Below are 23,879 nucleotides of genomic sequence, written 5' to 3' on the forward strand. Positions count from 1 at the left end.
ATCGGCAGATTATTTCCCCCGCAAAACCACTCACTCGAGAGAACCCTCATGAGCAAAAAGCCATCGAAACATGGCCCGAACAAGGCCAAATCCATCATCGCCCAACCCCTGTTCCGCAGTCGCCAGGAACGACCAACCAAGGGTAAAGGCAGCTACCGCCGCGAAGCCTTCCAGTCTAATAGCTGGGAGGCTTCTTACTTTCTGGCCGCCTGAAGCACAGCACCCCCTGGTCATGTTAAGGTCTGCACCTGATTCGTATCCCCTGGAACTGTGCATGCCCTTCAGTCTTTCCCGTCGTTGGCCCGTTCGCCAACTGATCGCTGCCTCCAGCTTCATTCTGCTTGTCGCCTGCGCGGAAAAACCTACCGCCGCCGATGCGCAACCCCTTCAAGCCGCCCCTGTCGCAACAGCCCCGGCAATCATCCCGCCGGTAGTGCCGTCCGCTGACCCGCTTGATCTTCAGCCAACCCAGACCTTTGCCGAATGGCAGGCGGGTTTCCGCAAGGATGCCTTGGCAGCCGGGATCCGCGCCGATCTGTTCGACCGCGCGTTTGCCAATGTCAGCTTCGATGCCAGTGTGATCAAAGCCGACCGCAGCCAGCCGGAGTTCTCTCGTCCGGTATGGGAATACCTCGATGGCGCCCTGTCGCCGCTGCGAGTGCGCAAGGGGCAGGCGCTGATCAGTCAGTACGCCGACATCCTGCAAAGCATCGAACAACGTTATGGCGTGGATCGCCAGGCACTGGTGTCGGTATGGGGCATGGAAAGCAACTTCGGTCAGTTCCAGGGCAGCAAATCGGTGATCAACTCGCTGGCGACCCTGGCCTACGAAGGCCGCCGCCCGGGCTTCGCCCATGCGCAACTGATCGCGGCGCTGCAGATCCTGCAACAGGGCGATATCACTCCAGAGAAGATGCTCGGCTCGTGGGCCGGGGCGATGGGCCAGACCCAGTTCATTCCGACCACCTACAACACCCACGCCGTGGATTTCGACGGTGACGGCCGCCGCGACATCTGGGGCAGCCCGGCCGATGCCCTGGCCTCCACAGCGCATTACCTGCAAAGCTCCGGCTGGCAGCGTGGTCAGCCATGGGGCTTCGAAGTGCAACTGCCGAGCGGCTTCAACTACACCTTGGCCGATGGCGCGATGCGCAAGACCGTCGCTGAATGGCGTCAACTGGGGGTGATTCTGCCCAATGGCGGTCAGGCCCCAGCCGGTTCGGAACAGCTGTCCGCGGCCCTGCTGCTGCCGGCCGGTTACCGTGGCCCGGCGTTCCTGATCCTCGACAACTTCCGGGCGATCCTCAAGTACAACAACTCGTCGTCCTATGCGCTGGCGGTCAGTCTGTTGTCCGAGCGCTTCAACGGCGCAGGCCTGATCAACGGCACCTGGCCGAAAGACGATCTGCCACTGAGCCGTTCCGAACGCATCGAATTGCAGAACCTGCTGAGCGCGCGTAATTACGATGCGGGCACGGCGGACGGGATTATCGGCGCCAATACCCGCAAGGCGATCCGCAGTGCCCAACAGTCGTTTGGCTGGCCGGCGGACGGGTATCCGACGCATAAGCTGCTTGAGAGCCTGCGCGCCCAATAGAAACACTGCCGTATGGCGGGTATCGCTTTCGCGAGCAGGCTCGCTCCCACAGTTGACCGTATTCCAATGTGGGAGCGAGCCTGCTCGCGAAGACTGACTGTCAGGCAATAACCGTTTCAGTCTTGATCACCACATCCTGTTCCAACATCAATTCCTTCTTCCCCGCATCCAGTCGCACCAGCGCCCCCATCGGCAGCGTCAGGTTCGGATCACAATGCCCGCTGCGCCACCCCGACAGCACCGGAATCCGTAACGGCTCGAACGTCTGCTTGAGCAAGCGGTTCAAAGCCTCGACATCGACCCCGGCGACATCCCCCACCAGCACACCGCGCAATCTGGCCAGCTTGCCGGCCAGACGCATCTGCGTGAGCAAACGGTCGATGCGATACAGCGGCTCGTTGACGTCCTCGATCAGCAGAATCACGCCCTCGACATCAATCTCATACGGCGTGCCCAGCGTTGCGGCGATCATCGCCAGATTGCCGCCGAGCAAACGCCCGTGCGCAATGCCCGGTTCGACGGTGGTCAAGGGATAAGCCACCGGATGGCTCAACACACTCCCCGCCTTCAACTGACCGCGCAGCATGGCGAAGAATGAAGTGACAGTCGGCGGCTCCTTGTCGCCCAGCAAATCGGCGTTGAGCAGCGGGCCGTGGAAGGTCACGAACCCGGCGTAGCGACTGATCGCCAGATGCAGCGCGGTGATGTCGCTGTAGCCGACAAACGGCTTGGCGTGGCGGCTGAGCAGATCGTAATCGATCCGGTCCAGCAGGCGCGGCGTACCGTAGCCGCCGCGCAGGCAAATGATCGCGTCGACTTCAGGGTCGGCGAACGCGGCATGCAGGTCGTTGAGGCGTACGTCATCGCTGCCGGCCAGATAGCCGTCCTTCTCGTAGACACCGGGGAACACTTTCAGCGCATAGCCGCGGGCGCGCATCCACTGCACAGCCTTTTCCGTGTCCAGCGCACCGGGGCCAGCAGGGGCGATCACGCCGATCAGCCCTTCGGATGGCAGCGCCGGTACGGGTTTATGCGGAAAAAGGCTGTGGGTCGGTCGAACGGTCATCCATGGGTCTCCCTGTGTGAAGTCTTGCAGACACATTAGTCAGGTCCAGAGACAAACAAAAGAGTGCGCGGCAGGCCCAAACAAAAATACCCGCCGAAGCGGGTATTTTTCGAGGCTATCAGCGCCGGATCAGGAACCGAGCAGTTCAGCCTTGACCAGTTTCGCCTGCTCGTCGGCGTGATACGAGGAACGTACCAGCGGACCGGAAGCAACGTTCTTGAAGCCCATCTTGTAACCTTCCTCGGCGAACCAGGCGAAGGTGTCCGGGTGCACGAAACGCTGCACCGGCAAGTGGCTGCGCGACGGTTGCAGGTACTGGCCGAGGGTCAGCATGTCGATGTCGTGTTCGCGCATGCGCTTCATGACTTCGATGACTTCTTCGTCAGTCTCGCCCAGGCCGAGCATCAGGCCGGATTTGGTCGGGATGTGCGGCATCATCTGCTTGAAACGTTGCAGCAGGGTCAGCGACCACTGGTAGTCCGAACCCGGACGCGCAGCCTTGTACAGGCGCGGCACGGTTTCCAGGTTGTGGTTGAACACATCCGGCGGCTCGGCGGCAGTGATTTCCAGGGCGATGTCCATGCGGCCACGGTAGTCCGGGACCAGGGTTTCCAGCTGCACGTTCGGCGACAGCTTGCGGATCTCGCGGATGCAGTCGGCAAAGTGCTGGGCACCACCGTCACGCAGGTCGTCGCGGTCAACCGAGGTGATCACCACGTACTTGAGCTTGAGGTCGGCAATGGCGATCGCCAGGCTCTCCGGCTCGTTGACGTCCAGTGGTTTCGGACGACCGTGGCCAACGTCGCAGAACGGGCAACGACGGGTGCAGATGTCGCCCATGATCATGAAGGTCGCGGTGCCGCCGGAGAAGCACTCGCCCAGGTTCGGGCAGGAGGCTTCTTCGCAGACGCTGTGCAGCTTGTGCTTGCGCAGCAGACTCTTGATCCGGTCGACTTCCGGCGAAACCGGGATGCGCACGCGAATCCAGTCGGGTTTCTTCGGCAGTTCGGTGGTCGGAATGATCTTTACCGGGATGCGTGCAACCTTCTCGGCGCCGCGCAGCTTGACGCCGGCTTCAACCTTGGGACGCGGGGCCGGGCGCTCGGTCACGTCGAGCGTCGGGATCATGGTTTGCACTGCATCAGTAGTCATATCAGTCGATTCCGCCCGTCAGGGTCGTCTGCTCAGCATAGTCGAGGTGTTTGACGAGCTGCGCGCGCAGCCGGGCACTTACCTCGGCAAATTCAATCGATCCTGCGTGATCGCTCAGCTGGGTCATCGCCAGCCCGGCATAGCCGCAGGGATTAATCCGTCGAAACGGCTCCAGGTTCATATCCACGTTCAGGGCTAGGCCATGAAAGGAGCAACCGTGGCGAATCCGCAAACCCAGAGAAGCGATTTTCGCTCCGTCGACGTAGACGCCGGGAGCATCTGGCTTGGCGGCGGCGGTGACGCCGTAGCTGGCCAGCAGTTCGATCAGGCACTGTTCCATGCGCGTGACCAGATCACGTACGCCGAAACCCAGCTTGCGCACATCCAGCAACAGGTAAGCCACCAATTGGCCGGGGCCATGATAAGTCACCTGCCCGCCGCGATCGACCTGTACCACCGGGATATCGCCCGGCAGCAACAGGTGTTCGGCCTTGCCGGCCTGGCCCTGGGTGAACACCGGAGGGTGCTCGACCAGCCAGATTTCGTCGGCGGCATCGCTGCCGCGTTCGTTGGTGAAGCGTTGCATGGCATGCCAGACCGGCTCGTAAGCCATCTGGCCAAGTTCGCGAAAGCCCAGCGTGCCCGGCATCACAACACCATGTGCACGAAACCGGAAGCCCGCAGTTCGCTGTTGATGTTGTACAGCTGATCCTGGTCTGTCGCGACGATGTGCAGCTGGATGGTGGTGTACTTGCCGTTGCTGCTTTGACGCTCGTCGATGCGCTCATCATTGATGGTTGCGTGTTTCTTGACGATGTCGATGATTTTGTCTTTGTTGCCGACGCCCGTATCGCTGATCACCTTAATCGGATAATCAGTCTGCGGAAATTCGATCTTTGGCGCCTTTACTTCGGTATCGGTCATGGCGTAACGGCCTCTAGAGCGCAAGCCGTGGTAACGCACATGGCCCCGCACCGGATCGGGGCGGGGCCATGCAGGTCAACACAAATCAGTTGAACAAGCCGTAGAAGAATAGACGGATGCTATCCCACATGCGGCGGAAGATACCACCCTCCTCGACAGCGTCCAGAGCGATCAGGTCAGCGCTGTGCACTACCTTGTCGTCCAGTTTCACTTCGACTTTACCGATCACGTCGCCCTTGGCGATTGGCGCGGTCAGTTGCGGGTTCATGGTCATGCTGGCAGCGAGCTTTTTCAGCTGGCCTTTTGGCAGGGTCATGGTCAGGTCTTCAGCCAGGCCGGCCTTGACTTGACTGGTGGTGCCTTTCCACACCGGGGCCTGAGCCAGTTCGGTGCCCTTCTGGTAGAAGGTCTGGGTTTCGAAGAAACGGAAACCGTAGGTCAGCAGCTTCTGGGTTTCAGCGGCACGCGCCACTTCGCTGTTGGTGCCGAACACCACGGCGATCAGACGCTGGCCATCACGTACAGCCGAGGACACCATGCAGTAGCCGGCTTCGTCGGTGTGACCGGTTTTCAGACCGTCAACGGTCTTGTCGCGCCACAGCAGCAGGTTGCGGTTAGGCTGCTTGATGCCGTTCCAGAAGAACTCTTTCTGCGAGTAGATCGCGTAGTGAGCCGGGTCTTCATGGATGATCGCACGGGCCAGGATCGCCATGTCGTGAGCCGACGAGTAGTGCTCAGGGTTCGGCAGACCGGTCGGGTTCATGAAGTGCGAGTTGGTCATGCCCAGATCGGCGACCGTCTTGTTCATCAGGTCGGCGAACGCGTCTTCGCTGCCGGCGATGTGCTCGGACAGCGCAACGCTGGCGTCGTTGCCGGACTGGATGATGATGCCGTGCAGCAGGTCGCTGACGGTCACTTGCGAGCCGACTTTGATGAACATCCGCGAGCCGCCGGTACGCCAGGCGTTTTCGCTGACGGTCACCGGGTCGTTCTCACCGATCTGGCCACGACGGATTTCCAGCGTAGCGATGTACGCGGTCATCAGTTTGGTCAGGCTGGCTGGCGGCAGACGCTGGTCACCGTTGTTCTCCACCAGCACGTTGCCGCTGCTGGCGTCCATGAGCACGTAGGCTTTTGCAGCCAGTTGAGGTGGCGACGGCATCATCTCGGCCGCGAAGGCGGCTGGCGAGAGGAGCAGCGGGACTAGCAGACACAGGCGTTTGGCAAAGGTGGTGATGTTCATCCGTCTCTCGAAATCGCTAATGGAAACTTGCCCGAAGGCAAAACTATTCAGACAGCCTTCTAACGGGCCATCGCGTGTTCAGTTGCTCACTCCAGTCACCCTTGCCGGGCTTTTGTTCTTCGACGAGCCAACAACCTGGTCCACCCCCCAAAACCGCAAGTGAACCGTCAATCAAGTGCTACGTTTCTTACTCGGTGACCACGCTCGGCGAGCCGAGATTGGCCAGGCGCACGCTGTTCTGCACCTGCGCGATCTCACCCGGCGACCCGATCGGCCCCAGGCGTACCCGGTGCAGGGTCTGCTGATTGCGCACGATCGAGCTGATGAACACCGGAGCGCTCACCATCCCGCTGAGCTTCGACCTCAGGAGTTCTGCAGCGTCCGGGTTGGCGAACGCGCCCACCTGCAGATACTGGCCAGACGCTGGTGCAGAAGCGTTTTTTTTTGCGCTGATCTGTACAGGGACAGTGTCAGAGGCATGTTGCTGCGGTGGCGGGGTCCACTGCTCGATGGTACCGGCCGACGCCGTGATCACCGGGGCGCTATTCTGCGCAACTTGCGGCTCGTTGAGCATCAGCGGCGCCGGACGGCCCTTGGCGGCCCACCATTGCTGCGGATCGATGCCCTCGACCTTGACCCGCGCGGTGCCGATTTCGGCATAACCGAGCTTCTTCGCGGCCGCGTAGGACAAGTCGATGATCCGGTCCGAATAGAACGGCCCGCGATCGTTGACCCGCAGGATCACGCTCTTGTTGTTGTCCAGGTTGGTCACCCGAACGTAACTTGGCAGTGGCAGAGTCTTGTGAGCAGCACTCATGCCGTACAGGTCATACACCTCGCCGTTGGCGGTGTTCTGCCCGTGGAACTTGGTGCCGTACCAGGACGCCGTGCCCGAGGCGACGTAGGTCTTGGATTCCTGCAACGGGAAATAGGTCTTGCCCAGCACGGTGTACGGATTGGCCTTGTACGGGCCGGTGTGCAGGGTCGGCGTGGCGTCCGGGATCCGCGAAACATCGACATCCCACCACGGCGCGCCGTCTTTGTGCGCGCGGTTGATGTCCAGCCCCGGCTGCGCACGTACGGCGGTAGACGAGGTCTTCTGGGTTGGCGCGCGGCTGGTCGAACAGCTGGCGACCAGCACCGCCAACGCGGCGAATGCCACCAGCTTCAGGGGTTTATTGATAGGCAATGCCCGCATTACTTGACGCCCCGTGCTTTTACCAGCTCTTCAGACAGTTGATGTACGGCCATGGCGTACATCACGCTGCGGTTATAACGCGTGATCGCGTAGAAATTCTTCAGGCCCATCCAGTATTCAGGGCCGTTGTCGCCTTCGAGGCGAAATGCAGTAACCGGCATATCATCGCGCAGCGCATCATGACTTGACCAGCCCAGCGCCCGCAACTCTCCGACCGTTTTCGTCGGCTCGATGCCGGTGGTCAGGCCTTCATCGACCTGCTCGCCGCGCACATCGGCGCGACTGACCACCGGTTCCCCGGCGACCCAGCCATGCCGTTTGAAGTAACTGGCCACGCTGCCGATCGCATCGTCCGGATTGGTCCAGATATTGATGTGACCGTCACCGTCGAAATCCACCGCATAGGCGCGAAAGCTGCTCGGCATGAATTGCGGCAAGCCCATCGCCCCGGCGTACGAGCCTTTGAGGGTCAATGGATCGACCTGTTCTTCACGGGCCAGCAGCAGGAACTCACGCAATTCCTTGCGGAAAAATTCGGCACGGGGAGGATAGTCGAAACCGAGCGTGGACAATGCATCAATCACCCGGTAATTGCCGGTATTACGTCCGAAAAAGGTCTCGACGCCGATGATCGACACGATGACTTGTGCCGGTACGCCGTATTCCTGCTCGGCACGGGCCAGCACGGCCTCGTGCTGGCGCCAGAAGTCCACACCACGGGCGATGCGCGCGTCGGTGATGAACATCGGGCGATATTCTTTCCACTGCTTGACCCGCTCGGCGGGTTTGGAGATGGCGTCGAGAATCGCCTGCTTGCGCTGCGCCTCGCGGAACACCGCCATCAGTTGCTCGCCGGCAAAACCGTAGTCGCGGGTCATTTCACCGACGAATTCGGCCACCTGCGGTGAGCCTTCGTAATCGCCGGCCAGCGCTTCCTGCGCGCTGCCAAGGATGCCGACCAGGCCGACCCACGGCGCGTAACGAGTCGCCCAGCTGCGCATGACTTGCATTGAACTCTTCACCTTATTCAAACCTGTGCGATCCACTTGCGATGCGTATGAATCGACATCAAAACCCCAAACGCTGACAGCAGTGTCACCAGCGAAGTTCCTCCGTAGCTAATGAAGGGCAACGGCACCCCCACCACCGGCAATAGGCCACTGACCATACCGATGTTGACGAAAACATAAACAAAAAACGTCATGGTCAGCGCGCCGGCGAGCAATTTGCCGAACAGCGTCTGCGCCTGGGCGGTAATCACCAGGCCGCGACCGATCAGCAACAGATAGATCAGCAGCAGCGCGCAGATGCCCACCAGACCGAACTCCTCGCCCAGTACGGCGATGATGAAGTCGGTGTGGCTTTCCGGCAAAAAGTCCAGGTGCGACTGGGTGCCCAGCAGCCAGCCCTTGCCGAACACGCCCCCGGAACCGATCGCGGCTTTCGACTGGATGATGTTCCAGCCGGTGCCGAGCGGATCGCTTTCCGGGTCGAGGAACGTGAGGATCCGCTGCTTCTGGTAGTCGTGCATAATGAAGAACCACATGGCGATCGCCACCGGTACGGCGGCGGCCAGCACGCTGAGGATCCAGCGCCAGCGCAGTCCGCCCATGAACAGCACGAACGCGCCGCCGGCCAGAATCAGCAGCGACGTGCCGAGGTCGGGCTGGCGCACGATCAGAATGAACGGCACACCGATCAGCATCAGGCTGATGCCGACGTGCTTGAGTTGCGGTGGCAGCGTGCGTTTGGACAGATACCAGGCAATCGTCGCCGGCATCAGGATCTTCATGAACTCCGAGGGCTGGAAGCGGATCACCCCGGGGATGTTGATCCAGCGCGTCGCGCCCATGGCGTTGTGGCCCATGATGTCCACCACCATCAGCAGCACCACGCCGACCACGTAGCCGAGCGGCACCCAACGCGCCATGAACCGTGGTTCGAACTGGGCGATGACAATCATCGACACCAGGCCGATGCCGAACGACGTGGCTTGTTTGCCCAGCAAATCCCAGCTTTTGCCACTGGCCGAATACAGCACGAACAGACTGCCTGCGGCGAGGATCAGCAGCAGGATCAACAGCGGGCCATCGATATGCAGACGTTGCAGCAGCGTCGCCCGGCGACGCATCACATCCTCGCTGGAGAGCATGCGATCAAAATTATTCATCACGGGCCGTAGCCTCCGCACTGATAGGACCGGCGTATTCGGCCTTCAATCGACCATCCTGGTCCAGAAGCCAGGCATCCATGACCTGACGCACCACTGGCGCGGCGACACCGGAGCCGGACTCACCGTTCTCGACCATCACCGAGACCACGATTTTCGGGTTGTCGGCCGGGGCGAAACCGACGAACAAGGCGTGGTCGCGGTGGCGTTCCTGAACCTTGGAGCGGTCGTATTTTTCACCTTGTTTGATCGCGACGACCTGAGCGGTACCGGACTTGCCGGCGATGCGGTATTGCGCACCGATTGCTGCCTTGCGCGCAGTACCCCGGGCGCCGTGCATCACCTGCTGCATGCCGTGGTTGACCTTGGTCCAGTCCGACGGATCGCGCAGGACGATGTCCGGCATCGGGTTCTCGTCTACCGGTTTGGCGCCTTCGATGGTCTTGGCCAGGTGCGGCCGGTTCCAGATGCCTTTGTTGGCGACCAGCGCCGTGGCCTGCGCCAGTTGCAACGGTGTGGACTGCATATAACCCTGGCCAATCCCCAGAATCAGGGTTTCACCCGGGAACCACGCCTGCTTGCGCGTCGCACGCTTCCACTCGCGGGACGGCATCAGGCCGGGGGATTCTTCGAACATGTCCAGCGAGACCTTCTGGCCGATGCCGAACTTGTTCATGTAGGCCGACAACCGATCGATGCCCAGCTTGTGCGCCAGGTCATAGAAGTAGGTGTCGTTGGAACGCATGATCGCCGTGTCGAGATCGACGAAGCCGTCACCGGTGCGGTTCCAGTTGCGGTACTTGTGATCGTAGTTGGGCAGCATGTAGTAACCGGGGTCGAACACCCGGCTCGACGCTGTCACTACGCCAGAATCGAGACCGGCAATCGCCACCGCCGGCTTGATCGTCGAACCCGGCGGGTACAGGCCGCGCAGCACGCGGTTGAACAGCGGCCGGTCGATGGAATCGCGCAGTTCGGCATAGGCCTTGAAGCTGATGCCGGTGACGAACAGGTTCGGGTCGAAACTCGGCTGGCTGACCATCGCCAGCACTTCGCCAGTCTTCGGATCGAGCGCCACCACCGCGCCACGTCGCCCGCCCAGCGCAGCTTCGGCCGCTTCCTGCAGTTTGATGTCCAGGCTCAGGACGATGTCCTTGCCGGGAATCGGATCGGTACGCTTGAGCACGCGCAATACGCGGCCCCGAGCGTTGGTTTCGACTTCCTCGTACCCCACCTGCCCGTGCAGCTCCGGCTCGTAGAAACGCTCGATGCCGGTCTTGCCGATGTGGTGGGTGCCGCTGTAGTTGACCGGGTCGAGGGTCTTCAGCTCTTTCTCGTTGATGCGCCCCATGTAACCCACCGAGTGCGCAAAATGCGCGCCCTGCGGGTAGTGGCGCACCAGTTGCGCGACCACTTCCACCCCAGGCAGGCGGAACTGGTTAACCGCGATCCGGGCGATCTGCTCTTCGGTCAACTCAAACAGGATCGGCACCGGCTCGAATGGCCGACGCCCCTGACGCATGCGTTTCTCGAAGATCACCCGGTCCTCGGGCGTCAGTTGCAGCACTTCGACGATCACGTCGAGCACTTGCTGCCAGTCGCCGGAACGCTCGCGGGTCATGCTCAGGCTGAAGCTCGGACGGTTGTCCGCCACCACCACGCCGTTGCGGTCGAAGATCAAGCCGCGGGTCGGTGGAATCGGCTGCACGTGGACGCGGTTGTTTTCCGAGAGTGTCGAGTGGTACTCGTATTGGATCACCTGCAAGTAGTACAGCCGCGCAATCAGCACGCAGATCAACAGAATGACCGCAATGGCCCCGAACACGACGCGGCTGCGCACCAGGCGGGCGTCCTTTTCGTGGTCCTTAATGCGGATCGGCTGAGACATGAGGGCAGGACTACTTGTGGTAAGGGTGACCGGACAGCACGGTCCAGGCACGGTACAGCTGTTCGCCGATCAGGATCCGCACCAGCGGGTGTGGCAAGGTCAGCGGCGACAACGACCAGCGCTGATCGGCGCGGGCACAGACTTCCGGCGCCAGCCCTTCGGGGCCACCGACCATGAAATTGACCGTGCGCGAATCCAGCCGCCAACGGTCGAGTTCGACCGCCAGTTGCTCGGTGCTCCAGGGCTTGCCGTGGACTTCCAGCGTGACGATCCGCTCGTTCGGCCCGACCTTGGCCAGCATGGCTTCGCCTTCCTGGCGGATGAAACGGGCCACGTCGGCGTTCTTGCCACGGGTATTGAGCGGAATTTCCACCAGTTCCAGCGCCAGCTCGGACGGAAGACGCTTGGCATATTCATGCCAGCCTTCTTCCACCCACTTGGGCATGCGTGAACCGACGGCGATCAGTCGCAGTCGCACAGCAATCCCTTACAGCTGGTCTTTGTTGAGCTTGGTGAAATGCTCGTGGGTGTTTTCCGGGCTGTGGTGCTTGGCGTCTGCCGCACGGCTTTGCTCGGCACCGGCCCACAGGCGCTCCAGGTCATAGAACTGACGTGCCGAGGCAGTCATCATGTGCACGATCACCAGGTCCAGGTCGAGCAGCACCCAGTCGCTGTCGCCCTTGCCTTCTTCGCCCAGCGGCTTGGCGCCCTGCTTTTTGACTTCTTCACGGACCTTGTCCAGCATCGCGTTGATCTGGCGATTGGACGTACCGGTGGCGATGATCATGTAGTCGGTGATGCTCTGCTTGTCGCGCACATCGATGATCTGGATGTCTTGTGCCTTGACGTCTTCCAGAGCTGCCACGGCAACCTTGACCAGCTCGTCGCCCTTGAGCGGCTCGTTGGTGTTGGCGACTTCCGGCAGCGGTGCGCTCTTGAACGTGCCTTTGCGCTTAACTTTGCTTACGTCTTTGTCAGTCATATAAAACTCGTTTTGCTCGTATATTCGGCGGCTTGGCGATACGTGGATTCGTATCAGTGAAGCACGCCTTGTTCAGTTCGACGCACGGTAGAGACCGTGCGCATCGATGTAGGCCAGGACCGCGTCGGGCACCAGGAAACGTACCGACTTACCGCTGGCCAGCAGTTGACGGATCTGGGTGGCGGAAACCGCGAGCGGTGTCTGCCAGACGAATGCAATCTGTCCGCTCGGCCCTTTCAGGGCCAGCGGGTCGCTCACCGAACGCGCTGCCAGCAGGTTGCGCAAGGCATCCGGCGGTTCGCTGTCGGCGTCCGGGCGCTGTAGCACCAGGATGTGGCAATGCTGGAGCAACTCTTCCCAGCGGTGCCAAGTGGGCAGGCCGCAAAATGCGTCCCAGCCCAAAAGCAGAAAAACCTGGGTCTCGGCGGCCATTTCGGCACGCATCAACTCCAGGGTATCAATGGTGTAAGACGGCTTGTCCCGCTGCAATTCGCGGGCGTCCACCACCAGCGGCGGCACTCCGGCCACCGCGCACTCAACCATTGCCAACCGATCCTGCGCCGACACCTGCGGCGTATCGCGGTGCGGCGGCCGGGCGCTGGGCATCATGCGCAGCTCGTCGAGCAGCAGCGCTTCGGCGACTTCCAGCGCACCACGCAAATGGCCGATGTGCACCGGGTCGAACGTGCCGCCCAGTACGCCGATGCGCCGGGGTCGGAGTTCGCCGTCAGGCAGCGGCGCTGTCAAGTCGAGGTCGGTCAAGTCAGACCGTCGCCTGGCCGCGCAACTGGCCATCACCGACCACGATGTACTTCTCGCAGGTCAGTCCTTCGAGGCCCACCGGGCCGCGGGCGTGCAGCTTATCAGTAGAAATGCCGATCTCGGCACCCAATCCGTATTCGAATCCATCGGCGAAGCAGGTCGGGGTGTTGATCATCACCGACGCCGAGTCGACTTCCGCGACGAAACGCCGGGTGTCGGCGAGGTTTTCACTGACGATCGAGTCGGTGTGATGCGAGCCGTAATGGTTGATGTGTTCGATGGCCTGATCCAGTCCGTCGACCACACGGATCGACAGGATCGGCGCCAGATACTCGGTGCTCCAGTCGTCTTCGCTGGCCGCCACCGCGTCGATGATCGCGCGGGTGCGTTCGCAGCCACGCAGCTCGACGCCTTTCTCGCGGAACTGGGCAGCCATCGACGGCAGGAAATCCTTCGCAACACTTTGATCAACCAGCAAGGTCTCCATCGCGCCACAGATGCCATAACGGTAAGTCTTGGCATTGAAGGCGATGCGCTGGGCTTTGGCCAGATCGGCGTGCTCGCTGACAAATACGTGGCAGATACCGTCCAGGTGCTTGATCACCGGCACCCGGGCATCACGGCTGATACGTTCGATCAGGCCACGGCCACCGCGCGGCACGATCACGTCGACATACTCGGGCATGCTGATCATCGCGCCGACGGCGGCACGGTCGGTGGTTTCGACCACTTGCACCACGGCTGCCGGCAATTCGGCCTCGGCCAGACCGCGCTGAATGCACGCGGCAATCGCCCGGTTGGAATGAATCGCCTCGGAGCCACCGCGCAGGATGGTCGCGTTACCGGACTTCAGGCACAGGCTGGCGGCATCGATGGTCACGTTGGGCCGGGATTCGTAGATGATCCCGATAACGCCCAGCGGTACGCGCATCTTGCCGACCTGAATCCCGGACGGGCGAAAGCTCATGTCACGGATCGCACCGACCGGATCGGGCAATGCTGCCACCTGACGCAGGCCGACGATCATCCCGTCGATGCGCGCCGGAGTCAGTTCCAGACGCTCCAGCAAGGCCGGTTCCAGGCCATTGGCGCAACCGGCGGCCAGATCCTGTTCATTGGCTGCGGCCAGCTCGGCGCGAGCAGCGTCCAGCGCATTGGCAGCAGCCTGCAGGGCGCGGTTTTTCTGCGCGGTGCTGGCACGGCCGATGACCCGGGAAGCTTCGCGGGCGGCGCGACCCAATCGGGTCATGTAGTCAAGAACGGACTCAGTCATGGTCTGCTGGGGTCTTGGCAAAGAGGAAAGCGGCAGATTATAGCTGTCGCGTCCCGGGACTAACAGCGGAGACAGGCGGATGGTCGAAATGGACTGCAATTTGCCGACGTTCAGCCGTAATTAAGCCGCGGATTGTTATCATCACGACCTCCTTCGCCTGGATAACCACCGTTTGCCATGTCCAACCTGACCGTTCGCGCCACCGCCGAGCGCCTGCCACTGGGCCTTCCGGACGCTTTTTTCGACCGTGACGCGCAAGTGCTGGCCCGCGACCTGCTCGGCAAAGTCATCCGCCACCGGGTCGGCGATCTGTGGCTCAGCGCCCGGATCATCGAAACCGAAGCCTATTACTGCGCGGAAAAAGGCAGTCATGCATCGCTCGGCTACACGGAAAAACGTAAGGCTTTGTTTCTGGATGGCGGGCACATCTATATGTATTACGCCCGCGGTGGCGATTCGCTGAACTTCAGCGCTCAGGGGCCCGGCAATGCGGTGCTGATCAAGTCCGCCTACCCGTGGGTCGATGAAATCAGTGGGCCGGCGAGTCTGGCGCAGATGCTGCTGAACAACCCCGATGCCCAAGGCCGGCCGCGCCCTTCGCAAAAGCTTTGCGCCGGGCAGACGCTGCTGTGCAAGGCGCTGGGGTTGAAGGTGCCGATGTGGGACGCCAAGCGTTTCGATCACGAGCTGATGCTGGTGGAAGACACCGGGCCGGCGCCGACCCAGATTATCCAGACCACCCGCCTGGGCATCCCCCATGGCCGCGACGAACACCTGATGTACCGTTTCGTCGACGCCGCGTATGCCCAGTGGTGCACGCGGAACCCGCTGCGCCGGGGCCAGGTCGAAGGTCGCGATTATTTTTTGCTGTCCTGAAGTGACACAGGTTTTGAACCCAATGCGCCCGCTCCCACAGGGGTACTGAGTGATTGCTGAAATTTTGTGCAGCCTTCGGGACTTATTGAAGATTTGATGGAGTTGTGTGTATGGGCCCATGGCTCGATAGCGTGACCGGGTGGCTCGCCGCCAATCCGCAGTGGCTGGCGGCTGCGGTATTTATCGTCGCTTGCGTGGAGTGCCTGGCAATTGCCGGGCTGATCGTGCCCGGCACGGTGTTGCTGTTTGCCGTGGCCGTACTCGCCGGCAGCGGCGCACTGTCGTTGAGTGAAACCCTGCTGCTGGGCTTTCTCGGCGGGATACTCGGCGATGTGATCTCGTACTTCCTCGGCCGCCATTTCCATCAGAACATCCGCCGCCTGCCGGGGCTGCGCCACCATCCGGAATGGATGGCCGGGGCCGAAACCTACTTCCAGCGTTACGGCATCGCCAGCCTGCTGGTCGGGCGCTTCATCGGCCCGTTGCGGCCGATGTTGCCGATGGTTGCCGGGATGTGCGACATGCCCTTCCCGCGTTTCGCCGCCGTCAGCCTGCTGGCCGCCGCTGGCTGGAGCGTCGCCTACCTGCTGCCGGGTTGGGCCACCGGCGCGGCGATCCGCTTGCCGCTGCCGGAAGGTTTCTGGCTGCAGGCCGGCATCGTTGCCGCCAGTATTGCGGTGATGGTCGGCATGAGCGTCAACAGCAGCTTGCGCCAGCATCGCCGGGCGACGATCTGGATCAGCAGCATGAGCCTGATGATTCTGATCGGCCTGTTTATTGGCTATCCGTACCTGCACGCCCTCGACCAGGGCGTGATGACCCTGGTGCAGGAACATCGCCAGCCGATGCTCGATGAAATCGCAGTGACCTTCACCCTGATCGGTGAATTCCGCAATATGTTGATGTTCAGCGCCCTGCTCACCGGTCTGTTGCTGCTGTGCCGGCAATGGCGTCAGGCGATTTTTGCCGGCGGTACGCTGCTGTGCACCGCGCTGCTCAATACCGTCACCAAACAGTTTTTCGCCCGGGTCCGCCCGGAAGTGCTGACCGATCCGCTGACCAGCTACAGCATGCCCAGCGGCCATGCCTCCGGTTCGTTTGCGCTGTTTCTGGTGCTGGCGGTTCTCGCCGGTCGCGGACAACCGCCGCGCATGCGCCTGACCTGGCTGCTGCTCGGCTGTATTCCAGCGCTGTCGATTGCTTTGTCACGGGTGTATCTGGGTGCGCACTGGCCGACGGATATTCTGGCCGGCGCAATGCTGGCGGCATGCGTATGTGCGGCGGGCTTGTGGCTGAGCCAGCGCAAGGCGCCGCTCAATGCCATGCCGTTCAAGGTCTGGTGGCTGATTCTGCCGGCACTGCTGGTGCTGTTCAGCCTGTTCGTTCTGCGGCATCTGCCGGACACGATGTTGCGTTACGCCTACTGATACTCAGGCGAACAGCTCGCCCTGCAACTCATCGAGCAGCGCCTGGATCGCATCCAGTCGCTGCTGCGGATCGTCGAGTTGCAGCAGGTCGATCTTGTCTTCTTCGGCGAACGGCAGCAGATACGCCAGCTGATTGGCCAGCGACTGCTGCCCCAGCGCTTCGGTGCCCATGTTCAACGCCTCGACCATCGGGTGCTCGGCCAAGGCCTTGAGCAGCGCCACCAGATCGGCGTCTTCGTCCTGCAACGGTTGCTCCGGCTCATCGTCCAGCCACTCGACGTCGGCGAGGATCAACTGATCGCGCTGCACCTCTGTGCGCAACACCTGAAAACGCCGCCCGCCCTGCACCCGGATCCCCAGCAGACCGTTGTCCTGTTGCTGGAAATCGGTGATCCGCGCCTCGCAGCCGACCAGGGCAAAGCCCTCTGGCGCAACGCCGACTTCGTGGCCGTCAAGAATGCACACCACGCCGAAACCGCCACCCTGTTTCATGCAGCGGCCGATCATGTCCAGGTAGCGCGCCTCGAAGATCTGCAAGTCAAGGTTGCAGCCGGGAAACAGCACTGTATTCAGCGGAAAAAGCGGCAGACTCATAGACATTTCCTTACACCACCATCGACACCGCCAACGGCAGGAACACCGCCGTGGCCACGCCCATCAGACTCATCGCCAGCGCCGCGAAGGCGCCGCACTCATCGCTTTCCTGCAACGCCACCGAGGTGCCTACCGCGTGTGCGGTCATGCCCAGCGCCATGCCGCGCGCCTCAGGGCTGTGCACGCCGAGCCGGGTCAGCAGCGCCGGGCCGAAGATCGCGCCGATCACCCCGGTGATCAGCACGAACACCGCCGCCAGCGCCGCCACGCCACCGATCTGCTCGGCCACCAGCATGGCAATCGGCGAGGTCACCGACTTCGGCGCCATGGTCATCAGAATCATGTGTTCGGCACCGAACCACCAGCCGAGCAACACGCCCATGCCCGTGGCGACCACGCCGCCTATCACCAGCGTAGTAAAAATCGGCCAGAACAATTGGCGGATGCGTTTGAGGTTGAGATACAGCGGCACCGCCAGCGCCACCGTCGCCGGGCCCAGCAGAATGCTGAGGATTTCGGTGCTCTTGCGGTACTCGGCGTAGGTCAGGCCGCAGCCGACCAGCACGCCGATCACCAGCAGCATCGAGACCAGCACCGGTTGCAGAAAGATCCAGCGGGTTTTCTCGAACGCCGCCAGTACCAGTTGATAGGCACCGAGGGTGATGCCGATGCCGAACAGCGGATGATGGATCACCGAAGCCCAGGCGCCTTGCCAATCGAAGAGCATCACGACTCCTCCGAGTGCGGCGCATGGCGCTTGACCAGGCGTTGCATCAGCACCCCGGCGAAAGCCATCGACAGGATCAACGACAACACCAGCGCGCCGACAATGGCCCAGAAGTCAGCGGCAATGTCGCTCGCATAAACCATCACGCCCACCGCCGGCGGCACCAGCAGCAGCGGCAGATAACGCAACAGACTGCCGGCCGCGAGGTTCAGCGGCTCGCCGACTTCACCGCGAATGATCAGGAACACCAGCAACAGCAGCAGACCGATGATCGGCCCCGGCAGCACCGGCAACAGCAAATGGTTGAGTGCCGTGCCGAGCAATTGGAACAGCACCAGCATGGTCAGGCCACGTAACAACATCAGACATCTCCCCCCGCAAGTCCTCGGCATTATAAGCACGGCAGCGCTATGGATCGGCATTCGCCAAAAGCATGGTCGGTTGACCGGAGCAAATCGCCATGTTGATCTACAGTGGTTCGCAGGGCGGTCAAATCCCCCACCTGAAAAACTATAAAACCGATGAACCCAAGGAGAGTCTCAATGCCCTATGTTCCCGTTGCAGAGCTCAAAGATTATGTCGGCAAGGAACTCGGACGTTCCGAATGGCTCACCATCGATCAGGAGCGCATCAACCTGTTCGCCGAAGCCACCGGGGATTATCAGTTCATCCATGTCGACCCGGTCAAAGCCGCGCAAACGCCTTTTGGCAGCACCATTGCCCACGGTTTCCTGTCGTTGTCGCTGATCCCGAAACTGATGGAAGACATCCTCGTGCTGCCGCAAGGCCTGAAGATGGTGGTCAATTATGGTCTGGACAGCGTGCGTTTCATCCAGCCGGTGAAGGTCAATTCAAAAGTGCGCCTGAAAGTCGATCTGGCCGAAGTGACCGAGAAAAAGCCCGGTCAATGGCTGCTCAAGGCCACCGCGACGCTTGAGATAGAAGGCTCGGACAAACCGGCCTATATCGCCGAACCGCTGTCGCTCTGCTTCGTTTGAGTCACGGGATGCGAAACAGCGCACGCTGTTTCGCATCAGCGCTGTTTTCCCGGCTGTATAAGGTCACATAGCTGCGGCATACTCGGTCGCCTAATTGCCCGGATCCCGCTATGCGCCCACTCGCTTCTCTTGCACCCCTTGCCCTGACCCTGATGCTCACCGCGTGCGGCGACGGCGAATCGCTGTTGCCCCCGGATGCACGGCTGCCGGACGGCGGACGCTATCGCGGTGAACTGGTCAACGGCTTGCTGCAAGGCCAGGGTCGGGTCGACTACCCCAACGGCAGTTGGTACGCCGGGCAGTTCGACAAGGGCCAATGGCATGGCCAGGGCGAGTGGCACGGCAGCAACGGCGAAGTCTATCGCGGTCAGTTTCAGCAGGGCCTGTTCGATGGCCAGGGCAGCCTGACCACCAACGCCAGCAGTTACACCGGCGGTTTCAGGCAGGGCCGACGCGACGGCGAAGGCACCCTCAAGGAAAACGCCATGACCTACCGTGGCGAGTTCAAGGCTGACCAGTATTCCGGGCTGGGCCGTCTGGAAATGGACGACGGCAGCTCCTATCAAGGCCAGTTCGCCCACGGCAAACCCAACGGCGAAGGCCAGCGCGGCGACTCCAGCGGCAATACGTTCAGCGGCCACTTCGTCAACGGCCAGCTCGAAGGCAATGGCACGTTCAACAGTGCCGATGGCGACATCTATGTCGGCGGTTTCAAGAACAGTCAGTTGCACGGCAAGGGCCGCTACGAGAACGCCGACGGCGACGTGTGGCTCGGCCAGTTCAAGGAAGGTGCGCTGACCGGCAAGGGCGAACTGATCGGTGCCGACGGCAGCCATTACATCGGCTTCTTCAACGACTGGCGCTTCAGCGGTCAGGGCCGCTTGAACCTGTCTGACGGCAGCTTCTACATCGGCGGGTTCGACGGCGACAGCTACGCCGGACGCGGCACTCTGGTGCTGACTGACGGCACCGTGCTCAGCGGCACGTGGATCAACGGCCAGCGCGTACGTGACGCCGACGGCAAGCTGTTGCCCGACACCCTCGAACTCGGCTTGCTGGCCCAAGGGCGTCTGCTCGATGACGCACTGGCCGCCGTGCCTGCCTCAACTCCGGCAGTCGAGCTGTACACCCTGACCCTCGGCGGCGACGGCAAGCAAAGCGTGTTCCTGCGCGAGTCCGACTACGTCGCCAACATGCTCACCACACGTTTCGGTGCCTACGGCCAGATTCGTCTGGTCAACCACCGCGAGCATCTCGCCGACCGGCCGATGGCCACCCGCGAAAACCTGCGCCGCGCCGCGCAGACCCTCGCTGAACGCAGCGGCCCGGAAGACCTGGTGTTCATCTACCTGACCAGCCACGGCACCGCCGAACACGAACTGGTGCTCGATCAGCCGCGTATGGAGCTGGCCGACCTGCCCGCCGACGAACTCGCCGCCGTGCTTGCGCCACTGAAAAATCGCGACAAGGTGATCGTGATCTCATCGTGCTATTCCGGCGGTTTCATCCCCGCGCTGAAAGATGAGCGCACACTGATCATGACCGCCTCGCGCGCCGACCGCGTGTCGTTCGGTTGCTCGGAAGAAGCCAACTTCACCTACTTCGGCGACGCCCTGTTCGCTCAGGCCCTGAACCAGACCGACGATCTGGAGCAAGCCTTCAAACTGGCCAAGGCCACCGTCGCCGAGCGCGAACTGGCGGACAACTTCGAAGCCTCGGAGCCACAGATCTGGGCACCGAAAACCGTGCTGGCGCACTGGCAACTGCTGCGTAAACAGCAGGCCAGAAAAGCGTTGCAGAGTGCTGCATTGAACGACGGAGCAACAAACAGCAACTAAGCTGAACAGTATCAAGGGAGAAACACTATGTACTTGACGCCTCAGCACGTATTGCTTGCCGGAGCCACCGGACTGACCGGTGAGCATCTGCTCGACCGTTTGCTCAACGAGCCGACGATCACCCGCGTGCTCGCGCCGTCCCGTCGGCCGCTGGCGGAACATCCGCATCTGGAAAACCCGGTGGGCGACCCACAGGCGTTTCTGCCGCAACTCAGTGGTCGCGTCGATATCGCCTATTGCTGCCTCGGCACCACCATCAAACAGGCGGGTTCCGAAGCCGCGTTCCGCGCGGTGGATCTGGACATGGTGGTGGCCTTCGCCAAACGTGCGCGGGAGATGGGCGCGCGGCACCTGATCGTGATCAGCGCGCTGGGCGCCGATCCGAAATCGTCGATTTTCTACAACCGGGTCAAAGGCGAGATGGAGCAGGCGTTGCGCGCGCAGGACTGGCCGCAACTGACCATCTGCCGACCATCGCTATTGCTGGGAGATCGCACCGAGCCGCGCTTGGGCGAACAACTGGCGGCGCCGTTCTCCAAACTGATTCCCGGCAAATATCGCGGCATCGAAGCCTGCCAACTGGCCCGGGCGATGTGGCGCCTGGCGTTGGAAGAACAGGATGGGGTGCGGATCGTCGAGTCGGATGAGCTGCGCAAGCTCGGCAAGTAAACACCGTACTTTGTGGCGAGGGGATTTATCCCCGATCGGCTGCGCAGCAGTCGTCGTTTTTCAGATTTTGGGGGCGCTGCGCACCCCATCGGGGATAAATCCCCTCGCCACACTCCCCTACAACCCACCAGTCGCCTGAAACCCCACGCCAATCACGGTCAGCAAAGACAACGGCAACAGCAGCGTATCAAGCAACGCACTCGCCGGCAGGTCCACTCCCGGATAACTCGGCGCCTCAGCCCCGAAGCGGTCCATCGCACAGCACCCGCCATTCATCGCGTACAAATCCAGGCGTGTCCCGGAATACACCACCGGCGCCCCCGGCTTGGCGGCATCCAGCGTGCGCGCGGTGGCGCAGCCGGCCAGTTGCAGCGCCAGCGCAATCATCAACAGCTTATTCATCGCTGCTCAGATGATGCTCGCCCCAACGCGGCAGCATGTCCTGTGGAATGCCCAGCAGATTGAGAATCCGCGCCACGACGAAATCGATCAGGTCATCGATAGTCTGCGGCTGGTGATAGAAACCCGGCGAGGCCGGCAGGATGGTCACGCCCATGTTCGACAACTTGAGCATGTGCTCCAGATGAATACTCGAATACGGCGCCTCGCGCGGTACCAGAATCAACTGGCGGCGCTCCTTCAAGGTGACGTCCGCCGCGCGCTCGATCAGGTTGTTGCACGCGCCCGTGGCAATCGCCGACAAGGTACCCGTGGAACACGGCACCACCACCATCGCCGCTGGTGCGCCGGAGCCCGAAGCTACCGGCGACATCCAGTCTTCCTTGCCATACACGCGGATCTGCCCGGCGGCCGCCCCGGTGTACTCGGTGAGGAACGCCTGCATCATCTGCGGCTTGGGCGGCAGCGTGACATCGGTCTCGGTAGCCATCACCAGTTGCGCGGCCTTGGAGATCAGGAAGTGCACTTCGCGATCTTCCCGTACCAGGCAGTCGAGCAGGCGCAATCCATACTGCGCGCCAGACGCGCCGGTCATCGCCAGAGTGATGCGTTCCGGGCCGCCGCTCTGGGCAAAAGTGTTCATTGCAGCGCCTCGGCGAGTTTGCCGTGCAGGCCGCCGAAACCGCCGTTGCTCATGATCACCACGTGGGTGCCGGGCTGGGCCTGGCTCTTCACGCGTTCGATGATGCCTTCCAGCGAATCGCTGACAATCGACGGCACGCTGCACAGCGCGGCGGTGGCGCCCAGATCCCAGCCGAGGTAGGCCGGGGCATACCAGATCACTTGATCGGCATCGACCACGCTGTCCGGCAGACCGTCACGGTGCGCGCCAAGCTTCATCGAGTTGGAGCGCGGCTCGATGATCGCAATCAGTGGTGCGTCGCCGATGCGCTTGCGCAAACCATCAAGGGTGGTAGCAATGGCGGTCGGGTGATGGGCGAAGTCGTCGTAGATGGTGATGCCGCGCACTTCGGCGACTTTCTCCATCCGGCGTTTGACGTTCTTGAATGCGCTCAACCCGGCGATGCCCATCGCTGGCACCACACCGACATGCCGCGCCGCTGCCAGCGCAGCCAAGGCGTTGGCGACGTTGTGCTGCCCCGTCAGCTCCCATTCGACAGTGCCCTGGGACACGCCTTCGAACATCACTTCGAACGCCGAGCCATCGTCCTTGAGCAACTTGACCTGCCACTGACCGCCGACGCCGGTGGTCTGCACCGGGGTCCAGCAGCCCATTTCAATCACGCGCTGCAAGGCAGGCTCGGTGGTGGGGTGGATCACCAGACCTTCGCTCGGAATAGTCCGCACCAAGTGGTGGAACTGCCGCTCGATCGCCGGCAAATCGGGGAAGATGTCGGCGTGATCGAACTCAAGGTTGTTGAGGATCGCGGTACGCGGACGGTAGTGGACGAACTTCGAACGCTTGTCGAAGAACGCGCTGTCGTATTCGTCGGCCTCGATCACGAAGAACGGCGTGCCGCCCAGACGTGCGGACACCGAGAAGTTCTGCGGCACGCCGCCGATCAGGAACCCCGGGCTCATGCCGGCATGTTCCAGCACCCAGGCGAGCATGCTGCTGGTGGTGGTCTTGCCGTGCGTACCGGCGACTGCCAGCACCCAGCGACCTTGCAGCACATGGTCTGCCAGCCACTGCGGGCCGGAGACGTACGGCAGGCCTTTGTTCAGCACATATTCCACCGCCGGGTTGCCGCGGGACATGGCGTTGCCGATCACCACCAGATCCGGTGCCGGATCGAGCTGGGCCGGGTCGTAGCCCTGGGTCAACTGAATGCCCTGGGCCTCAAGCTGCGTGCTCATCGGCGGATAGACGTTGGCGTCGGAGCCAGTCACGTGATGGCCCAGCTCTTTGGCCAGAACCGCCATCGAGCCCATGAAAGTCCCGCAGATACCCAGAATATGAATGTGCATAGTCGACCTCGTAAAACATGGCCGCAGGTTAGCGCAGGGAGGGGGAAATCGCACCTGGTGTTTCGCCTGCGCCGACGCCTTCGCGAGCAAGCCCGCTCCCACAAGGT

At 62.0% G+C, this 23,879-nt stretch carries 26 protein-coding genes; 7 read left to right on the plus strand and 19 right to left on the minus strand.

Annotation, left to right across the window (positions count from 1 at the left end; translation table 11 throughout):
* Positions 1 to 48: 48 nt before the first annotated feature.
* Together arfA and HDC30_RS17785 are read left to right on the plus strand one after the other, a co-directional pair.
* Positions 49 to 213, plus strand: coding sequence for an alternative ribosome rescue factor ArfA (gene arfA, locus HDC30_RS17780; RefSeq protein ID WP_027612891.1), 165 nt, complete (start codon positions 49 to 51; stop codon positions 211 to 213).
* Between the two features lie 61 nt (positions 214 to 274).
* Positions 275 to 1,597: a lytic murein transglycosylase gene (locus tag HDC30_RS17785; protein ID WP_183784205.1), complete on the plus strand. Its 1,323-nt coding sequence runs from the start codon at positions 275 to 277 to the stop codon at positions 1,595 to 1,597.
* Between the two features lie 100 nt (positions 1,598 to 1,697).
* Here the strand turns inward: HDC30_RS17785 and HDC30_RS17790 are convergent, their stop codons facing one another.
* The 13 genes from HDC30_RS17790 to HDC30_RS17850 all read right to left on the minus strand — a co-directional run bounded on the left by HDC30_RS17790 (position 1,698) and on the right by HDC30_RS17850 (position 14,255).
* Positions 1,698 to 2,663 carry an LD-carboxypeptidase gene (locus tag HDC30_RS17790; RefSeq protein WP_096796300.1) on the minus strand — a complete coding sequence of 322 codons (966 nt, stop codon included), beginning with the start codon at positions 2,661 to 2,663 and terminating at the stop codon, positions 1,698 to 1,700.
* 129 nt (positions 2,664 to 2,792) lie between these two features.
* A complete protein-coding gene (lipA, locus tag HDC30_RS17795; protein ID WP_160768663.1) occupies positions 2,793 to 3,791 on the minus strand; it encodes a lipoyl synthase in 999 nt (332 codons plus the stop codon).
* A 25-nt stretch (positions 3,792 to 3,816) separates the two neighbouring features.
* Positions 3,817 to 4,464: a lipoyl(octanoyl) transferase LipB gene (gene lipB, locus HDC30_RS17800; protein WP_027612894.1), complete on the minus strand. Its 648-nt coding sequence runs from the start codon at positions 4,462 to 4,464 to the stop codon at positions 3,817 to 3,819.
* Positions 4,464 to 4,739, minus strand: coding sequence for a DUF493 domain-containing protein (locus HDC30_RS17805; protein ID WP_027612895.1), 276 nt, complete (start codon positions 4,737 to 4,739; stop codon positions 4,464 to 4,466). Before HDC30_RS17805 ends, lipB begins: the two co-directional genes overlap by 1 nt.
* Before the next feature lie 85 nt (positions 4,740 to 4,824).
* On the minus strand, positions 4,825 to 5,982 hold the full coding sequence (locus HDC30_RS17810; RefSeq protein WP_003228546.1) for a D-alanyl-D-alanine carboxypeptidase family protein: 1,158 nt from the start codon (positions 5,980 to 5,982) through the stop codon (positions 4,825 to 4,827).
* Positions 5,983 to 6,169: 187 nt separating this feature from the next.
* A complete protein-coding gene (locus HDC30_RS17815; protein ID WP_007960588.1) occupies positions 6,170 to 7,180 on the minus strand; it encodes a septal ring lytic transglycosylase RlpA family protein in 1,011 nt (336 codons plus the stop codon).
* Positions 7,180 to 8,190 (minus strand): lytic murein transglycosylase B, encoded by a 1,011-nt coding sequence (mltB, locus tag HDC30_RS17820; protein WP_007960589.1) that lies wholly within the window; start codon positions 8,188 to 8,190, stop codon positions 7,180 to 7,182. The genes HDC30_RS17815 and mltB overlap by 1 nt, the downstream gene beginning before the upstream one ends.
* A gap of 17 nt (positions 8,191 to 8,207) precedes the next feature.
* The gene (gene rodA / locus HDC30_RS17825; RefSeq protein ID WP_047296919.1) at positions 8,208 to 9,311 is read right to left on the minus strand and encodes a rod shape-determining protein RodA; all 1,104 of its coding nucleotides are present in this window, start codon (positions 9,309 to 9,311) and stop codon (positions 8,208 to 8,210) included.
* Between the two features lie 31 nt (positions 9,312 to 9,342).
* The gene (mrdA, locus tag HDC30_RS17830) at positions 9,343 to 11,238 is read right to left on the minus strand and encodes a penicillin-binding protein 2 (protein WP_183784207.1); all 1,896 of its coding nucleotides are present in this window, start codon (positions 11,236 to 11,238) and stop codon (positions 9,343 to 9,345) included.
* A 10-nt stretch (positions 11,239 to 11,248) separates the two neighbouring features.
* Positions 11,249 to 11,716, minus strand: coding sequence for a 23S rRNA (pseudouridine(1915)-N(3))-methyltransferase RlmH (rlmH, locus tag HDC30_RS17835; protein WP_003185785.1), 468 nt, complete (start codon positions 11,714 to 11,716; stop codon positions 11,249 to 11,251).
* Between the two features lie 9 nt (positions 11,717 to 11,725).
* Complete coding sequence (gene rsfS, locus HDC30_RS17840) at positions 11,726 to 12,220, minus strand: ribosome silencing factor (RefSeq protein ID WP_007960601.1); 495 nt, start codon at positions 12,218 to 12,220, stop codon at positions 11,726 to 11,728.
* Between the two features lie 72 nt (positions 12,221 to 12,292).
* The gene (gene nadD, locus HDC30_RS17845; protein ID WP_049827899.1) at positions 12,293 to 13,015 is read right to left on the minus strand and encodes a nicotinate-nucleotide adenylyltransferase; all 723 of its coding nucleotides are present in this window, start codon (positions 13,013 to 13,015) and stop codon (positions 12,293 to 12,295) included.
* Entirely contained in the window at positions 12,984 to 14,255 is a 1,272-nt protein-coding gene (locus HDC30_RS17850) for a glutamate-5-semialdehyde dehydrogenase (RefSeq protein WP_183784209.1), read from the minus strand. Before HDC30_RS17850 ends, nadD begins: the two co-directional genes overlap by 32 nt.
* Before the next feature lie 177 nt (positions 14,256 to 14,432).
* Here HDC30_RS17850 and HDC30_RS17855 point away from each other — a divergent pair, with 177 nt between their 5' ends.
* Both HDC30_RS17855 and HDC30_RS17860 read left to right on the plus strand, forming a co-directional pair.
* Positions 14,433 to 15,131 carry a DNA-3-methyladenine glycosylase gene (locus tag HDC30_RS17855; protein WP_103367244.1) on the plus strand — a complete coding sequence of 233 codons (699 nt, stop codon included), beginning with the start codon at positions 14,433 to 14,435 and terminating at the stop codon, positions 15,129 to 15,131.
* A 110-nt stretch (positions 15,132 to 15,241) separates the two neighbouring features.
* Complete coding sequence (locus tag HDC30_RS17860; protein WP_027612902.1) at positions 15,242 to 16,558, plus strand: bifunctional DedA family/phosphatase PAP2 family protein; 1,317 nt, start codon at positions 15,242 to 15,244, stop codon at positions 16,556 to 16,558.
* Positions 16,559 to 16,561: 3 nt separating this feature from the next.
* On the opposite strand, the gene HDC30_RS17865 is transcribed toward HDC30_RS17860, so the two are convergent.
* From HDC30_RS17865 to HDC30_RS17875, 3 genes are read right to left on the minus strand one after another with little or no spacing between them, the layout of a single operon-like run.
* Entirely contained in the window at positions 16,562 to 17,152 is a 591-nt protein-coding gene (locus HDC30_RS17865) for an LON peptidase substrate-binding domain-containing protein (RefSeq protein WP_007960613.1), read from the minus strand.
* A 10-nt stretch (positions 17,153 to 17,162) separates the two neighbouring features.
* The gene (locus HDC30_RS17870) at positions 17,163 to 17,879 is read right to left on the minus strand and encodes an LrgB family protein (protein WP_007960614.1); all 717 of its coding nucleotides are present in this window, start codon (positions 17,877 to 17,879) and stop codon (positions 17,163 to 17,165) included.
* Positions 17,879 to 18,241, minus strand: a complete 363-nt coding sequence (locus HDC30_RS17875) for a CidA/LrgA family protein (RefSeq protein WP_095139173.1) — start codon at positions 18,239 to 18,241, stop codon at positions 17,879 to 17,881. The genes HDC30_RS17870 and HDC30_RS17875 overlap by 1 nt, the downstream gene beginning before the upstream one ends.
* Positions 18,242 to 18,421: 180 nt before the next feature.
* Between HDC30_RS17875 and HDC30_RS17880 the strand changes: the two genes are divergently transcribed.
* The 3 genes from HDC30_RS17880 (at position 18,422) to HDC30_RS17890 (ending at position 21,384) form a co-directional block, all read left to right on the plus strand.
* A complete protein-coding gene (locus HDC30_RS17880; protein WP_003228575.1) occupies positions 18,422 to 18,877 on the plus strand; it encodes a MaoC family dehydratase in 456 nt (151 codons plus the stop codon).
* A gap of 110 nt (positions 18,878 to 18,987) precedes the next feature.
* Entirely contained in the window at positions 18,988 to 20,715 is a 1,728-nt protein-coding gene (locus HDC30_RS17885) for a C13 family peptidase (protein WP_183784211.1), read from the plus strand.
* Positions 20,716 to 20,742: 27 nt separating this feature from the next.
* Positions 20,743 to 21,384 carry an oxidoreductase gene (locus tag HDC30_RS17890; RefSeq protein ID WP_007968134.1) on the plus strand — a complete coding sequence of 214 codons (642 nt, stop codon included), beginning with the start codon at positions 20,743 to 20,745 and terminating at the stop codon, positions 21,382 to 21,384.
* A gap of 117 nt (positions 21,385 to 21,501) precedes the next feature.
* Here HDC30_RS17890 and HDC30_RS17895 read toward each other — a convergent pair whose 3' ends face one another.
* The 3 genes from HDC30_RS17895 to mpl are packed head-to-tail and all read right to left on the minus strand — an operon-like array spanning position 21,502 to position 23,772.
* The gene (locus tag HDC30_RS17895; protein ID WP_096796309.1) at positions 21,502 to 21,786 is read right to left on the minus strand and encodes a YceK/YidQ family lipoprotein; all 285 of its coding nucleotides are present in this window, start codon (positions 21,784 to 21,786) and stop codon (positions 21,502 to 21,504) included.
* Positions 21,779 to 22,426: a flavin prenyltransferase UbiX gene (gene ubiX / locus HDC30_RS17900; RefSeq protein ID WP_007968137.1), complete on the minus strand. Its 648-nt coding sequence runs from the start codon at positions 22,424 to 22,426 to the stop codon at positions 21,779 to 21,781. Before ubiX ends, HDC30_RS17895 begins: the two co-directional genes overlap by 8 nt.
* Positions 22,423 to 23,772 carry a UDP-N-acetylmuramate:L-alanyl-gamma-D-glutamyl-meso-diaminopimelate ligase gene (gene mpl, locus HDC30_RS17905; protein WP_183784213.1) on the minus strand — a complete coding sequence of 450 codons (1,350 nt, stop codon included), beginning with the start codon at positions 23,770 to 23,772 and terminating at the stop codon, positions 22,423 to 22,425. Before mpl ends, ubiX begins: the two co-directional genes overlap by 4 nt.
* Positions 23,773 to 23,879 lie beyond the last annotated feature (107 nt).

The sequence above is a fragment of the Pseudomonas sp. JAI115 genome (assembly GCF_014200835.1).
In the GTDB taxonomy this organism is placed as follows: domain Bacteria; phylum Pseudomonadota; class Gammaproteobacteria; order Pseudomonadales; family Pseudomonadaceae; genus Aquipseudomonas; species Aquipseudomonas putida_A.